Origin of the sequence: Alienimonas chondri (assembly GCF_013036045.1) — a bacterium.
Classification (GTDB): Bacteria; Planctomycetota; Planctomycetia; order Planctomycetales; family Planctomycetaceae; genus Alienimonas; species Alienimonas chondri.
Genome location: NZ_WTPX01000027.1, coordinates 26,673 through 41,659, shown reverse-complemented (window position 1 = coordinate 41,659; position 14,987 = coordinate 26,673). Strand labels below are relative to the sequence as shown.

13 protein-coding genes and 5 tRNA genes are annotated in these 14,987 nt (G+C 66.7%); 12 read left to right on the top strand and 6 right to left on the bottom strand.

Annotated features, from left to right (window positions below; all coding sequences use genetic code 11):
• Positions 1-167: 167 nt before the first annotated feature.
• Positions 168-1,346, bottom strand: a complete 1,179-nt coding sequence (locus LzC2_RS06285) for an LptF/LptG family permease (RefSeq protein WP_171184908.1) — start codon at positions 1,344-1,346, stop codon at positions 168-170.
• Between the two features lie 319 nt (positions 1,347-1,665).
• On the opposite strand from LzC2_RS06285, the gene LzC2_RS06280 reads away from it, so the two are divergent.
• Together LzC2_RS06280 and LzC2_RS06275 are read left to right on the top strand one after the other, a co-directional pair.
• Positions 1,666-2,889 carry a S1C family serine protease gene (locus LzC2_RS06280; protein ID WP_171184906.1) on the top strand — a complete coding sequence of 408 codons (1,224 nt, stop codon included), beginning with the start codon at positions 1,666-1,668 and terminating at the stop codon, positions 2,887-2,889.
• 114 nt (positions 2,890-3,003) lie between these two features.
• Entirely contained in the window at positions 3,004-5,361 is a 2,358-nt protein-coding gene (locus tag LzC2_RS06275) for a glycoside hydrolase family 2 protein (RefSeq protein WP_171184903.1), read from the top strand.
• 211 nt (positions 5,362-5,572) lie between these two features.
• Here the strand turns inward: LzC2_RS06275 and LzC2_RS06270 are convergent, their stop codons facing one another.
• From LzC2_RS06270 to LzC2_RS06260, 3 genes are read right to left on the bottom strand one after another with little or no spacing between them, the layout of a single operon-like run.
• Entirely contained in the window at positions 5,573-5,995 is a 423-nt protein-coding gene (locus tag LzC2_RS06270; RefSeq protein WP_171184900.1) for a type II toxin-antitoxin system VapC family toxin, read from the bottom strand.
• Positions 5,992-6,246: a hypothetical protein gene (locus LzC2_RS06265; protein WP_171184899.1), complete on the bottom strand. Its 255-nt coding sequence runs from the start codon at positions 6,244-6,246 to the stop codon at positions 5,992-5,994. Before LzC2_RS06265 ends, LzC2_RS06270 begins: the two co-directional genes overlap by 4 nt.
• 52 nt (positions 6,247-6,298) lie before the next feature.
• Positions 6,299-6,706 (bottom strand): hypothetical protein, encoded by a 408-nt coding sequence (locus LzC2_RS06260; RefSeq protein ID WP_171184896.1) that lies wholly within the window; start codon positions 6,704-6,706, stop codon positions 6,299-6,301.
• 404 nt (positions 6,707-7,110) lie between these two features.
• Here LzC2_RS06260 and LzC2_RS06255 point away from each other — a divergent pair, with 404 nt between their 5' ends.
• Positions 7,111-8,799 (top strand): sigma-70 family RNA polymerase sigma factor, encoded by a 1,689-nt coding sequence (locus LzC2_RS06255; protein ID WP_171184894.1) that lies wholly within the window; start codon positions 7,111-7,113, stop codon positions 8,797-8,799.
• Between the two features lie 91 nt (positions 8,800-8,890).
• On the opposite strand, the gene LzC2_RS06250 is transcribed toward LzC2_RS06255, so the two are convergent.
• Complete coding sequence (locus LzC2_RS06250; protein ID WP_171184892.1) at positions 8,891-9,289, bottom strand: hypothetical protein; 399 nt, start codon at positions 9,287-9,289, stop codon at positions 8,891-8,893.
• 419 nt (positions 9,290-9,708) lie between these two features.
• Positions 9,709-10,614, bottom strand: a complete 906-nt coding sequence (locus tag LzC2_RS06245) for a putative RNA-binding protein (protein WP_171184890.1) — start codon at positions 10,612-10,614, stop codon at positions 9,709-9,711.
• Between the two features lie 283 nt (positions 10,615-10,897).
• Here LzC2_RS06245 and LzC2_RS06240 point away from each other — a divergent pair.
• From LzC2_RS06240 to nusG, 9 genes are all read left to right on the top strand, one after another.
• A tRNA-Thr gene (locus LzC2_RS06240) sits at positions 10,898-10,970 on the top strand.
• A gap of 55 nt (positions 10,971-11,025) precedes the next feature.
• Positions 11,026-11,107, top strand: a tRNA-Tyr gene (locus LzC2_RS06235).
• A 93-nt stretch (positions 11,108-11,200) separates the two neighbouring features.
• A tRNA-Gly gene (locus tag LzC2_RS06230) sits at positions 11,201-11,271 on the top strand.
• A gap of 288 nt (positions 11,272-11,559) precedes the next feature.
• Positions 11,560-11,631: transfer RNA gene (locus tag LzC2_RS06225), tRNA-Thr, on the top strand.
• A gap of 164 nt (positions 11,632-11,795) precedes the next feature.
• Positions 11,796-12,992: an elongation factor Tu gene (gene tuf / locus LzC2_RS06220; protein WP_171184888.1), complete on the top strand. Its 1,197-nt coding sequence runs from the start codon at positions 11,796-11,798 to the stop codon at positions 12,990-12,992.
• Positions 12,993-13,105: 113 nt separating this feature from the next.
• The gene (gene rpmG / locus LzC2_RS06215; RefSeq protein WP_171184886.1) at positions 13,106-13,261 is read left to right on the top strand and encodes a 50S ribosomal protein L33; all 156 of its coding nucleotides are present in this window, start codon (positions 13,106-13,108) and stop codon (positions 13,259-13,261) included.
• Between the two features lie 46 nt (positions 13,262-13,307).
• Positions 13,308-13,380, top strand: a tRNA-Trp gene (locus LzC2_RS06210).
• Positions 13,381-13,513: 133 nt separating this feature from the next.
• On the top strand, positions 13,514-13,975 hold the full coding sequence (gene secE, locus LzC2_RS06205; protein ID WP_171184884.1) for a preprotein translocase subunit SecE: 462 nt from the start codon (positions 13,514-13,516) through the stop codon (positions 13,973-13,975).
• A 224-nt stretch (positions 13,976-14,199) separates the two neighbouring features.
• The gene (gene nusG, locus LzC2_RS06200; protein WP_315854561.1) at positions 14,200-14,949 is read left to right on the top strand and encodes a transcription termination/antitermination protein NusG; all 750 of its coding nucleotides are present in this window, start codon (positions 14,200-14,202) and stop codon (positions 14,947-14,949) included.
• The last annotated feature ends 38 nt before the right edge of the window (positions 14,950-14,987 follow it).

The window sequence follows — 14,987 nt, the reverse complement described above, 5'->3', positions numbered from 1 at the left end:
GTCGGGGGTGAGGGGGCGCTAACCGTGCGGTCGCCGTTCACGGCACGGTCGCTCTCGCTACGACCGAATCTCGCTCACCCCGCCGACGATTGCGTGAGAGGTCTCGCCACCCTCACCCCCGGCCCCTCTCCCTGAGGGAGAGGGGAGGAAAAACGCAGTACGGCCGCCTACGTCAGCACCTTCCCCGCGAAGGCCGTCGCGAAGGTGCCGGCGACGATCACGGGCAGCCAGGCGGCGAGATCCGTGGGGATCAGGCCGAACGAACCGGCGAACTGGGCGCCCTGCATCAGGCCCATCAGTCCGCCCATCACGCTGACGCAGACCGCCAGCGAGACGACCAAACTGCGGGCCTCGCGGCGAATCACCAGCGGCACGGCCACCAGCGTGGCGAGCAAGTTCAGCAACGGCTGACGGAACCGTTCGTGCAGCTTCACCGTGAAGGCGTGTCGCACGTTCCCGCTGTAGGCGGGATTGCGGATGCGACGAACCAGCTCCGGCGTGCCGCAGATCTGGGCGGCGCGGGCCTCGTCGTGCAGTTGATCGAAGTCGATGTCGGTGCGAATGAACAGTTCGTTGGTCGCTCCGGCCTCGCCGGTCGCGGGGTTCCGGCGATTCACCTGCAACACGACCGGCCCCCGGTTCGACGCCGGGGGGGTCAGCGGGAGGTCTTCATAGGCGTAGTTCACGTCCGTCAGCACCCAGCCGGCGACCGGTTCGTCGAATCCGATCACCGGGGCGTTGGGGTGGAACTCCGCGCGGCCGACGGTCAGGGCGCCGGGCGGTTCCGAGATCACGCCGGGCACCGGGAGGATGATCTCCGCTTCCTCGATCCAGCGTCGGGCGAGGTTCAAGCGGCCGCTGAAGAACGTCACGCCGGTGGAGAAATCCTCGACCGGCTGCAGGGTGGGAAAGTCGTCCTCGGCGGCGCCGCCCCGCGGCGCCCCCAGCTTCGCCGCGATCGCCGGCAGCAATAGCTCCTGGTTCGCCACGATCACCGCGGTCACCACCCCGGTGCCGATCAGCAGCGGTAAGGCCAGGCGGTAGGTGGGCACGCCGGCGGCGAGCATCGGCGCCAGCTCCCCCGCCTTCACCATCAACGCTAGCGAGACCATCACCGTCAGCACCAGCAGCACGGGGCCAGTCATGTCGAACACCAACGCGCTCTGCCAGCTGTAGTAGCTGGCCATCCGCGACAGCACGACGAAGACGCCGGGTTCGCCTTCGGTGAAGTCGTCCGCGTTCGTGAAGCCGTCGATGACGCAGTACAGCCCGTAGAACGTCACGAACAGCACGGAAAACGTGTGCAGGAACCGGCGAACCAGAAATCGGTCGAAGGTCGAGGACACGGCGGGCCGGGCGGCGGGACGAACGGGGGCTGACAGTCCAGTGTACGCGGGGGCAACCGGTCAACGGCGGGTTGACGATCCCCGGGCCGCGGGCGACGAACGGCCGGCGCCAGCCGGCAAGGTCTACCGATCGTCCGGTTGCGAGAAGCTGCGGCGGTCGCGAAGCGGTTCGCGATCGTCCCTGGCCCGGCGATCGCAGCGGTCCGGGGGCCGGTCAGCCGGACCCTTCGCACAAGAACCGATTGCACGCGGCCTTTCCGCGGGAAGAATGGTTCGTCCCCGACGAACGCTGTTCGTCCCCGCCCCTCGGAGCCCGCCGATGCCGTTCGCTCCCCCGCCGTCCCCGTCGTCCCCTACTCGCCCGCCCCGCCGCTGGGCGGATCGCGCATTCGGGGCGCTCGCCGGCGCCGGACTGTTTGCCGCGGGGGTCGTCTTCGCTGATTACGCCGGCCCGCACGACGGGGGGAACGTCGCGCTGGCGGAGACCCTCAGCGTGGAGCAGGCCCGTCTGCTGCGGAGCGAACTGGACGAAACGCCCGACCGCCCGCTGCTGCTGGGCGGCGAAGCGATCGCCCGCGTCAGCCGGCTCGCCTCGCCCAGCGTGGTGCACATCGAATGCGTCTACCGCGACGAGGACGGCGGCGCCGTGGAGGAAACCGGCAGCGGCGTGCTGACTCGTCACCCCCGCTGGGCCGAGGAAGACGGGCGGCTGTTCGTCCTCACGAACCGCCACGTCGTCGCCGGCGCGGAGGGGCAAAGCGGCACCTCCCGCATCGACCTGCGGCTCGCCGACGGCCACACCGTACGTCCGATCCGGGTCTGGACCGATCAGGCGACGGACCTCGCCGTGCTGGAGATTTACAATCGCGATCTCCCCGCGATCCACTTCGGCAACAGCGACGCCTTGGAGATCGGCCACTTCGTGCTGGCGCTCGGCTCCCCGTTCGGGCTGGATCGCAGCGTGACGCTGGGCATCGTCTCCGCAAAGGGCCGTCGGCGGCTGGACCTCGGGACGAAGGATCTGATCAATCAGGACTTCATCCAGACCGACGCCGCCATCAACCCCGGCAACAGCGGCGGCCCGCTGATCGATTTGCGGGGGCGGCTGGTGGGCATCAACACCGCGATCGCCTCCAGCAGCGGGGGCAGCGAGGGGATCGGGTTCTCGATCCCGGCGAACCTCGCCCGACGGGTGTTCGACGAACTGCTGACCCACGGCCGCGTGCGGCGGGCCTATCTCGGCGTGCAGTTGGACAACGGATTCGACCGCGGCTCGCTGGCGAGCGTGGGACTGGATCGGCTGTACGGCGCCCGCGTGCAGGTTGTGAAGCCGAACACCCCCGCCGCCGCCGCCGGCTTGCGGCGGAACGACGTCGTGCTGAACTTCGGCACGGTCGAGGTGCAGGACCTGGACCACCTGATCAACCTCGTCAGCCTGACCCCGGTCGGCGAGCGCGTCCAACTGACGGTTCTCCGTGAAGGTCGCGAGATCCCCATGACGCTGGCTCTCAGCGAACGTCCCGAGCCGACGAAACAACGCTGACCCAGACGGGGGAGACGCTCGAATCGGGTGAGGCAGTATCGTAGGGTCGTTCCTCCACGACCGACCGGGGCGATCGTCCCGCGGTCGTCCCCAAGCCCTCGCCCGCCTCTCACGATGCATCGCCTCACGTTCGCTTTGAGCGTCGCCCTGGCCGCGACCGCGTTCGCCGCCCGGTTGTCCGCCGCCGAACCGCCGCCGCTGGTCGATTCCGCCCGCTACACCTTCGACCGCCCCGCGGACGGCTGGGAGAAACTGGGCTTCGACGCCTCCGCGTGGGACGAGGGCGGCGGCGGGTACGGGACCCGCGGCACCGACGGCGCCCGCGTCGGCACGAACTGGGGCACGGACGACGTGTGGCTGCGGAAGACGGTCACGCTCGAATCGCTGCCCGCGAAACCGGCGTTGCTCGTCAGTCATGACGAGGACGCGGAGGTCTACCTCAACGGCGAGAAGGTCGCCGACTTCGACGGATTCGTCACCGAGTACTTCACCGTCCCGCTGTCGCAGCAGGCGGCCGGGGCCTTGAAGGTCGGCGAAAACGTCCTCGCAGTGCACTGCCATCAAACGAACGGCGGGCAGTTCGTCGACGTCCACCTCGTCTCCGCGGATGCGGTTCCCATGCTGCCGGAACCCGCCCCGATGACGGAGCCGTTCAAGACGGACCTCATCACCGAGTGGGGCGCCGAGGTCACCCCCGAGAACGCCTGGACCGAGTACCCCCGTCCCCAGATGCGGCGGGAGAACTGGACGAACCTCAACGGGAAATGGGACTACGCGATCGCCCCGCTGGCCGCCGGCACGCCGCCGGAGGCGTACGACGGCAAGATCCTCGTGCCGTACCCGCTGGAATCGCAGCTCAGCGGCGTCCAACGGCTGCTCAACCCGGACGAATCGCTGTGGTATCGCCGGACGTTTGAGGCGAAGACGTCCGCGACCGAACGCACGCTGCTGCACTTCGAGGCAGTCGACTACCGCTGCGAAGTACGGGTGAACGGCCAGTCCGTCGGCACGCACGTCGGCGGCAACCTGCCGTTTTCCTTCGACGTGACCGACGCCCTGAACGAAGAGGGCGAAAACGAACTGGTTCTCCGCGTCGAGGACGCGACCGGCGACTACCAGCTCCGCGGCAAACAGGCGTTGCAGACTAGCGCCATCTTCTACACCCGCGTCTCCGGCATCTGGGGCACCGTCTGGACCGAGACCGTGCCGGTGCAGTCGATCAAGCACGTCAAGGTTTCGACCGACGCGGAGGCCGGCACGATCACCGTCGCGGCGGAGACAAGTGTGCCGCTCGTTCCTCACACGTTTCCCGTTGACGGTAGCCCGTTTCCGGAGATGCGAGTGACAGTTCTTGACGGCGAGACAAAGGTCGCTCAGAAGTCCGGAATGTTAGAGGGGATCACCCTCGAAGTTTCAGACGCAAAACTCTGGTCACCGGCATCGCCGCACCTTTACCACCTAACGATCGAGTTGGTTTCCCCAGCCTCGTCAGTCTATGAATCGTTCGGCGGGGATACTGTCCACTCCTACGCCGGCATCCGCGATGTCGGCATGGCGACCGGTCCGGACGGGCACCCGCGGTTCACGCTCAACGGGGAACCGACGTTCCACCTCGGACCGCTGGATCAGGGCTGGTGGCCGGACGGGTTGCTCACCCCGCCCTCGGACGAGGCGATGGTTTGGGAGATCGAGTGGTTGAAGGCGGCCGGGTTCAACATGCTCCGCAAGCACATCAAGGTGGAGCCGCGGCGGTACTACTACCACTGTGATCGGCTGGGGATCATGGTTTGGCAGGATCAGGTCAGCGGCTTCCCGAACCCGCCCTGGACCCGGCTCGACCCGAATCCCCAGGATGCGGAGTGGCCGGCCGTCGCTCACGCCCAATACATGGCGGAACTGGACGGGATGATCTCGCTCCTTGAGAGCCACCCCAGCATCGTCAGCTGGGTGCCGTTCAACGAGGCGTGGGGCCAGCACCGCACCGTCGAGGTGGGCGACTGGACGAAGCGCCGCGATCCCTCGCGGATCGTGAACGTCGCCAGCGGCGGGAACTGGTGGCCCTCCGGCGACGTCGTCGACTACCACAGCTACCCGGAGCCGGCCTTCCGGTTCGACCAGGACGGCGGCCGATTCGACGGCTACGCCAAGGTGATCGGCGAGTACGGCGGCCACGGCCTGCGGGTCCGCGGGCACGAGTGGGATCCGAACGCCCGCATCTTCTCCTACGGCGACCTGCCGGAGGACGAGGAGGAGTACCGCCGCCGCTACCGCCGCAGCGCCAAGAGGATGGTCGAGTTGAAGGACCGCGGCATCGCCGGCGGCGTCTACACCCAAACGACCGACGTCGAGGGCGAGATCAACGGCCTGATGACCTACGACCGCAAAGTCATCAAGATCACCCCCGAGGAACTCGCCGAACTGCACCGACCGCTGGTCGAACCGAGCGATGAGGGGAACGACGACGATCGCTGACCGCCGTCACACTCCCGAGCCGTCACGTTCCCGAGAAGGGAAGCACGACCGCCGCGTCCGACCTCGGACGCGGCGGTCTTCGTGGACGCGGTCCATGCTTCTCAGTGAAAGGCGACCGCCCCAATGGCAGCCCGCCCATCGCGGCGACGTGCATCGCGTGGTTCAACCTTTTCCCCCGAAACCGCGGTGGGTTCTAACGGGCGAACAGCGTTCACATCGGCTCGGGGAGGATGCGAAAAGCCCCCCCTCCGGGGATGCGATACACGGAGAAATCCCGGCGGTCGAGCGTGAGAATGGCGTTCGTCTTCAGCCGCTCCGCGACGTGCACGAGCGAGCCGTCGGCCAGATCGACCTCGCGGTCGCTGTAGGTCGCCGCGAACCCCTCGTACCAATCGAGAAAGGTCGGCTCGAGCGGCTCAATGCGAATGATCCCGCGTCGGACCAGATTGATCACGCCGGCGACCGCCAGGCGTTCGCGTCGCAGCAGGTAAAGAGTCTCGGCCAAGACCGGCCATGTGGTCGGGAGCGGCACAGGCACAGCCGACAACGCCTGCAAACAAACCCGGTGCGCCGCTTCCGATTGGCGAACCGCAGCGACGAGCACGCTGGTATCGATCAAAACCGGCTTGCTCACGACTTGCCGAACCCTTCCATGTATTTCGGATTCGTCGCCACGTCCGACGGGCCGCCCTTCACGCAGCCGATCGCGCCGGCCGCGAGAAACGCATCATAAGCTGATTCGCCCGGCGGAAGCGGCGGCAGCGGCTCGTCGGAGGGTCGGCCCGTGTAGGTTTTGTTCAACCACTCCTCCACCGTCATCTCCTGCTTCGCGGCAAGCCGCGACAGGCTGTCGTAGGTCTCGTCATCGATCGTCAGCGTGGCCATCGGAGCGGTCCGGGCGGGGAAAGGACTGCCCTATCGTAACGATCGCTGCGAGTCAGGCAGCCGCTTCGCGGCGCTTGCGGGCGTCGCGGAAGCTCTTGATGCACAGGGCGATGAACGCCGCGCAGATCACCGCCATCGCGGCCTGACAGACTTGTGGCAGACCGAACTCGCCGGGCCACCGCGTTACTAAAACGACGACACCCGCGATCAACCCGATCAGCCCGACCATCGCGGCGCCGTGCATCGCGTGCTTCAACGCCTTCTCCCCGGAGCGGGCGATCAGGCCGCAGACGATCAGGATGACGCCGAAGCCCGCGGGAATGAATGCGGTGGGGCTTCTCTCCTCGCTCAGCAGATAGCCCGCCGCTCCCACGACGATCAGAGCGGTGCCCGCTCCGAGAGCGTAAAACGGCGCCGGATCGTTGGCGGCCGGGTTGGTGACGGAAGAATCGGCAGCCATCGGAACGGTGTACGGGGCGGGCGGCGGGAAACAAGGTGTACGATCTCGCCGCGGACTGTATCAGGCGCGTTCACAGCGAACACCGCGCCGACGACCGGCGGGGGAAGAGATCCGGGGGGAAACTGTTTTTTGACGGAAACCGCGTGACGATCCGGGTTTAGGTGCGGTTCTTCTCTCGGGACGCCGGACCCGAACTTTCCGCCAAACTTTGTGTCGGAAATCGGCGTAAGTCTCCTCGCCCCCCTCGTTCGCTCCCTCCCGCCGCCGTTTTGACCAGAGGCTGGGATCGGCGCCGAACGTGCACCAATGTCCCCTCGCCCGCCAATGTGACGGAGCGGCAGCGCCTTTGAACAGTCCGACCTTATCCGGTCGGCGTTCCTCCTATCTCCCGCCGAACGGACGCTATGAGCTACTCGATTCCCGATCTCAAGAACCTAACCGCCGACGACATTGACGGAACCCCGCGCGAGGTGCAACTCGCCCGGGTGCGCCGTGCCGAGCGACTCGCCGGCCGCCTCGACCCGGACGCCGCCTACGCCGCCACCGATCTGAGACGATCGTTGGACGGGGCCGGGGGCGACGTGCCCGCCGCCGCGGAAGCGGACGGCGAAGCGACCTTCCGCGGCGAGGACGCCCTCCGCGATCTCCGTCTGTTCGCCGAAGACCTCTCCACCTCCGTGGGCCTGTCTGCGGAGGAAGTGGGTGAACCGGTGCTGACCGTCGACGAAATCGCCCGCAAGCTGGGCGTCTCTGGGAAGACGGTCGATCGCTGGCGGGACCGCGGGCTGGTCAGTCGCAAGCTCAAGCTCGACGGCCGCCGCCGGGTCGGCTTCCTGCAGAGCACGGTCGATCGGTTCGTCCGTGATCACGCCGACGTCATCGAGCAGGGCCGGAAGTCCGTCTCCCTCTCCGACGCGGACCGGGGGCGCATCGTCCGCAAGGCTCGCAGCCTGGCGAACAGCGGATTCACGCCGCCGAAGATCGCGGAGCAGCTCTCCGAAGAGTTCGGCCGAAGCCCGGAGTCGATTCGCACCCTCCTCCGCGAGTTCGAGCGAGCGAACCCGGACCGCCCCGTCTTCCGCGTGCGTCCCGGCGATCTGACCCGGGCGGAGAAAGAGGAGATTCTCCGCCGTCGCCGCCGCGGCGTGACGCTGGCCCGGCTGGCGAAGACGTTCGGCCGCACCAAGCCGATCATCAAGCGGGCGCTGCACGAACTGCGTGCGGAAGAGGTGATGGGCGACCCGCCGGCGTACATGGACTCCCCGGAGTTCCACACGCCGGACGCGGACGAGGTCATCCTCTGCGAACCGCCGGTGAAGGAGAAACCGCACCGCCGGATCCGCGTGCCCAGCGGTCTGCCGCCCTATCTGGCCAGTCTCTACAACTACCCGCTGCTGACTCGCGAAGACGAGCAGTACTGGTTCCGCAAGATGAACTACCTCAAGTTCAAAGCGGCGACGCTGCGGGAGGAGATCGGCGAGAGCGACCCGACGGAGGAGCAGCTCGACCGCCTGGAAGCCTGGACGCGGGAAGCGATCGACGTGAAGAACTTCCTCACGCAGTCCAACCTGCGGCTGGTCGTCTCGATCGGTAAGCGGCACATCAAGCCGGGGGCGAACTTCTTCAGCCTGGTCAGCGACGGCAACGTCTCGCTGATGCGGGCGATCGAAAAGTTCGACTACACCAAAGGCAACAAGTTCAGCACGTACGCCACCTGGGCGATCATGAAGAACTTCGCCCGCAGTATCCCGCAGGAGCATCGCCAGCTCGACCGGTTCCGCACCGGCAAGGAGGAGGTCTTTCAGTTCTCCAAGGAGGACCGCGCGAACCCCTACATGGACGAGCTGACCAACAACCGCCAGCGGAAGGTGATCGGCGACATCCTGATGGAGCTGGACGACCGGGAGCGGGACATCCTCCGCTACCGCTACGGGCTTGAGCAGGGCAGCGAACCGCAAACGTTGGAGCAGGTCGGCAACCGCTTCGGCGTCACGAAGGAACGCATCCGCCAGCTCGAAGGCCGGGCGTTGCGGAAGCTCAAAAAGCACGCCGAAGGCGCCCGCCTGGAAGTCCCCGGCCTGCACGACCGGTAAACCCGGATGAGCGCCCCCCGCTTCGCCGTCGCCGTCAGGCGGCGCGCCGAATGAGGGAGGCGGCTGGATCAGGGTTCGCGACGGCGGGAGGTCAAACCTCCCGCCGTCGCTTCATTTCGTCGCAGAAGTCCCCGACCGGCGAACTCATCAGGGCGATCACCTGCCCTCCCAGGACGACGGTGAGAGAGGCGGAGACCAAATCGCCCCGCAAGGCGGGGCCGACCGTGTAGAAGAGGCCGAGGCCGAAGCAGATCGCCAACAAGGCCCGGGACGTGCGACTTCCTCTCCACAGCCCCCACAGCAGGCCGGCGGTCAACGCCCATCGAATGACGTCCGTCACGCCCATGAGCGGCTTGCCGAGCAGCAGGCGAATGCCGAGGCCGACCATGCTGAGCAGCAGCGTGACCGCAACGACTCCCCAGAAGATCGCCCGCCCCGCGGAAACATCCGCGGCTTCGGATGCGGAATGCGAAGTCTCCGGTTCGCTCATTCTGGAACCGTAACGCCCCGGCGGAACGCTGGGAACTTCTGCCGAGCGAACCTCGACTTGCGGCGGCGTGTCGGGTTGTCTCGCGCTATCGCTCGCCCCGCCGCCGCTCCAAGAATGCGGTCGTGCAGCGGTTGTACAGCAGGAGCCATAGCACGAGCGTGCCGACTCTAAGCCCCGCCAATGAAGTGCCGTGATCGGCGACGTCCGGTCGCCGGGGCTTCCGGCGGGGGCGTGACTTGAAGGTTCGGCGACAATCGGGGCGGGCGGTCGTGCGGTCTTGCAGCTCAAGGGTTGGGCGTTGCGGAAGCTCAAGAAGCACGCCGAGGGCGCCCGCCTGGAAGTCCCCGGCCTGCACGATCGGTAATGCGGCGAGGATGCACTCGACGGTCCGCGACGCGGCGGGAGGTGACGATCAATCGTCACCGCTCGCCGCGTCGGCGTTCCATGAACGCGTTGAAACAGGGGTTGTAGACCATCAGCGTCAGCACGAAGACGGCCGCGACGTAGATGCCGGTCGAGATGATCAGCAAGGGCGATCGGGGATCGCCGCCCCCCAAGGCGATCAGAGTGACGCCGCTGAGGATTAGCGCCACGAACCACATCAGGACGCACCAAACGAGCCGGACGAAGGTCGAGCCGCTCCACAACCCGATCAGCAATAGGGCGGTCAGGACCCACCGGACGACCTCCACCACCGTCGGCCCCCGGCCCGCCTCGACTTGGTTGGAAATCGTCAACAACGGCGGGCCGACCATGAGCAGCGTCAGGATCACCATGATTCCCAACCCGACGTTCGCTGAGAGATCCCCGTTCGACGCCGGCCGCTTCCGTTGCCTGGGCCGCTTGGGTCGCGGTCGCTCCCGCTCCTTTCGGACGACAGCCCGCGGCGGCGGCAACGGGGCGGCGGAATCGTCCTCCCAATCGATGTCGTCCAGCCCGTCGCCGGTCAGCCAATCGCTGGGTTCAACGGGCGGACGCTTGTCCCGTCGCGGGTTCGGACCGGACGACTTGCGTTTCGTTGGAGGTCGGCTCGCTTGAGGGCGACGACGCTGTTTGGCGGACGACGACTTGTCGGCGGGCGATGACCTATTGGCAGACGATGACTTGGTGCGTTTCCGCACCGACTCCCGGGCTCCGCGTTCCCCGGCCGGGTCTGCGGTCGATTCCGCGGAGCCCGAGCGACGCCGCGGCTTGTCGGACGACTTGATGACGATGATCCCCGAGTCGTCGCTTTCGAGGGCGGTCTCCGGGTCGACGCTTTCGAACACGACGATCGGCGCGGGACGCTCGTCGGCCTTCGTATCGGCCGTGTCTGCGTCAAACATGTCCCGGCAGCGCGGACAGACCCGCCACCGGCCGGAGCCGCTGTCCTTCGCCACAGCGGCGCCGCAGGTGGGACAGGTCGTTTCTGAAGCCATCTATGCCAATGTCTACGTATGGCGAACGTCGCGAGACTGGGGGAAGGATCGCGTGGTAGCAGCGTCGAAGGCGCGATCGGTTCGAACCGAACCTCGACTTGCGGCGGCGTGTCGGGCTGCTAGACTCTCGGCCCGCTCGCGACTTGTTGCGAACGGGCCGTTGCGCGAGGCGCTGCGTGGCGAAGGTCGCGCTCGTGTAGCTCAACTGGCAGAGCATCGGTTTTGTAAACCGAAGGTTGCGGGTTCGAGTCCCGCCGCGAGCTTTCGGCTCGGGGCGATTCGCATTCGCCGCCGCGTCGGTTTGACAAATCGAAAACGGGGAGCGTACCCGAGTGGTCAAAGGGGCCAGACTGTAAATCTGGTGGCTACGCCTTCGCAGGTTCGAATCCTGCCGCTCCCACTCGAGTTGAACGATGAGAGTTCAGGGTTGAGAGATCCGGCGCTGGCCGGCCCGGCTCTCGACACTCGCCTCAACGCCCTCAACTCCCCCGCCGCGGGTGTAGCTCAATGGTAGAGCACTAGCCTTCCAAGCTTGTGATGAGGGTTCGATTCCCTTCACCCGCTCTGGCCGACGCGAGATCGGCCGATCACGGGGCGGGCCGACGACGAGCGATCGGCCCGCGCCCCGCTGCGCCCGAATCGCCTGCCCCACGGGGCGACCGCGAGGGGTTCGGCGTCGGAAGCGATGACGATTCCGCGGGTTCGCCGGGATTTTCCCCCCGCCGGGCTTTGCCGAATCGGCCAGACCCGCAATGATGCTCGCCCGATGACGCATCCGGTCCACCGTTCTCACGGGGAATCGGCTCGACATCGGCCCCCGGCTCGCCCGGGACAGACTCTCCCGAGAGTCAGGCTGCTGTAGCTCAGTGGTAGAGCGCGTCCTTGGTAAGGACGAGGTCATGGGTTCAAATCCCATCAGCAGCTCTCCCCGCCAGCGGGTCCGTCCGATTTGGTTCGTTGAACCGTCTCGGCGAAGGCCCTCACCGGCGGGGTGATTATTTTCCACCGCGACCCCCACAGTCCCACCCCCGGCGCGACACGGGCCGCACGGCCGCCGGCGTCCGGCGACAGGCAGGAAGAACACACCGATGGCCAAGGCCACTTTCGAGCGGACCAAGCCCCACGTTAACGTCGGCACCATTGGTCACATCGACCATGGTAAGTCGACGCTGACCGCGGCGATCGTCAATGTGCAGGCCACCAAAGGCCTCGCCAAGGCGATTCCGTATGCGGACATCACCAAGGGCGGCACCGTCCGCGACTCCTCCAAGACGGTGACCATCGCCGTCTCCCACGTGGAGTACGAATCCCCGTCCCGCCACTACGCCCACATCGACTGCCCGGGCCACGCGGACTACGTCAAGAACATGATCACCGGGGCGGCCCAGATGGACGGGGCCATCCTCGTCGTCGCCGCCGACGCCGGCCCGATGCCGCAGACCCGCGAGCACATCCTGCTCGCCAAGCAGGTCAACGTGCCGGCCATCGTCGTATTCCTCAACAAAGTCGACCTGGTCGACGACGAGGAACTGCTCGACCTGGTCGAAATGGAAGTCCGCGAGCTGCTGGACAAGTACGACTTCCCCGGCGACGACATTCCGCTGGTCAAGGGCAACGCCAAGGCCGCGCTTGAGACCCCGGACGACGCCGGCGCCAACGCCTGCATCGGCGAGCTGGTCGAAGCCCTCGACAGCTACATCGAAGAGCCGCCCCGCGAAACCGACAAACCGTTCATGATGGCGATCGAGGACGTGTTCTCGATCGAAGGTCGCGGCACCGTGGTGACCGGCCGGATCGAATCCGGCGTCATCAAGGTCGGCGAAAAGGTTGAGATCGTCGGCTTGAAGGACACCCAGACGACGACCGTCACCGGCGTCGAAGCCTTCAACAAGACGATGGACCACGGCAAAGCCGGCGAGAACGTCGGCGTGCTGCTCCGCGGTATCGCCAAGGACGCCGTCCAGCGCGGCCAGGTGCTCGCCGCGCCGAAGACCATCAACCCGCACACCAAGTTCGAGGCTGAGGTCTACGTCCTCAGCAAGGACGAAGGCGGCCGGAAGACCCCGTTCTTCACCGGCTACAAGCCCCAGTTCTACTTCCGCACCACCGACGTGACCGGCGGCGTGAGCCTGCTGGGCGGCGCCGAGATGTGCATGCCCGGCGACAACGTCAACCTCGAAGTCGAGATGGAGAAGCCGGTCGCCCTGTCCAACGGCGCCCGCTTCGCCATCCGCGAGGGCGGCAAGACGGTCGGCTCCGGCATCGTGACCAAGATCGTCGAGTAGTTTTCACCAGCAGGCCCCTCGCCCGTTTCGCGACCTTTTCGCGGGACGGGCGAACCTGCGTTTCGTCCCCCGCGTCTTTCCCGCGGTCCTCTTACAACACGGCGTCCCCGACGATGGCCCGCGAATACGTCTGGCTGAAGTGCACCGAATCCGGCGAGCGGAATTACCGCGTCGAGAAGGAGATGCGCGGCACCGACCGGCTTGAACTGCTGAAGTACTGCCCGAAGCTGCGCAAGCACACGATCCACAAGGAAGACCGCAAGAAGTAAGTCGCCGTGCAAGTCGCCCTCGTTTTCTCGGAGGCGGCTCGCTCGAACGAGCGTAGCTCAATTGGTAGAGCAGCGGATTCCAAATCCGCAGGTTGGGGGTTCGAGTCCCTCCGCTCGTGCTCCCCGTGTTTGACTAGGCCGCAGGTCGACCTCCGGCTTAGATTGTCCCCCCACTCCCCGTCGAACGCGCACGACGCGATGTTCGGCCACAGCTTCCTTTAACACCGGGCCCGCCCGGCGAACGGACTTCGCATGTCCCGGCAACAGGCGTCCGGCTCTATCTGGTCCGAGCTGCTTGCGGCCGGGTTGTACAAGCGCAACCAAGGCCGCATCGTGCGGCAGGCCACCGGGGCCGCGGTCGGATTGGTCGTCTTCATCGGCTGCTACGTGCTGGCCCAGGGCCGGCTGGCGGAGTACGACGACCCCATCCGCTACGGCGTGCCCGCGGCCCTGCTCGCCGCGGGCTGCTGGTTCGCGTTTCGACTGGTCAACTACCCGAAGTTCGCCGACTTCCTGATCTCCGTCGAAGCGGAGATGGCGAAGGTCTCCTGGCCGACCTGGCCCGAAGTGCTGCGGGCGAGCCTCGTGGTGATCGCCATCATGCTGCTGCTCGCCACGGTGCTGTTCCTGTTCGACATGCTGTGGGGCTGGGTCTTCGAGTCGCTCGGCGTCTTGAACCTCAAGGACGCCGACCCCGTCGATCCGGCGAACTGACCCGCCGATCCCGAGCCGGAGAGCGGTTCGGATCGGTCGCTCGAAAACCGTTCGCGGTGGCTTGAAGTTTCGTGGCCGCCCGGCCATCCTGCACGACCCGACCGGTCGCCTCGGCGGCCGGTCGTTCGCATTCTCGGCGTCCGCCGTCCTCCGGTTCATTCCGGATCGACGATTCGCGGGACGCCCCTCTCTCCCCTCGCCCCGGTCCCATGACCGATCCCGTTGTGTCCGCCGACCCCGCCGCCGGGGCGTCCGATTCGGACGCCGCCGACGAGGCCGTTGCGGATGCGGGGGATGGCGAAGTCACCTCCGAGGAAGCGCCGCGAGAGGAAGCCTCCGACGACAGCGACGAGGAGTCCGCTCCGGCTCGGAAGTTCCCCGCCCCGGAGGAAGAGTCGACGGTCGACGAGCACGGCTACGAATGGTTCGTGCTGAAGGTCACCTCGAACCGCGAGAAGACCGTCAAGAAGTCGCTTGAGAAGCGCATTCGTCGCGAGGGTCTGGAAGAGGACTTCGGGGAAATCGTCATTCCCACCCAGAAGGTCGTCGACCCCAAGGGCGGTAAGAAGCGGGTGATTGAGCAGAAGCTCTTTCCCGGCTACATGATGATCCAGATGAAGTTGAACGACGACAGCTGGTATCTCGTGAGAGACACCACCGGCGTCGGCGGCTTCACGGGATCGAGCGGTTCGTTCACCAGCGCCGACGACCGGCCCGCCGCGATGCGGCCGGACGAAGTCGCCCGGATGCTGGGAACCGGCGAGGAAGCCGAGGGCGAAGAAGCCGAACCGGCGAAGGTGCAGATCGATCTGCCCATCGGCGAGACCGTCAAGATCAAGGAAGGCCCCTTCGAGACCTTCGAGGGCACCGTCGAAGCGATCGACGAGCTGCACGGCAAGGTCACGGTGCTGATCGAGATCTTCGGCAGCCCCCGGCCGACCGAGTTCGAGTACTGGCAGGTCGAGAAGGTTTAGAGGCGAGAGTTCGATTCGCGAGGGAACTCCGGGCATCG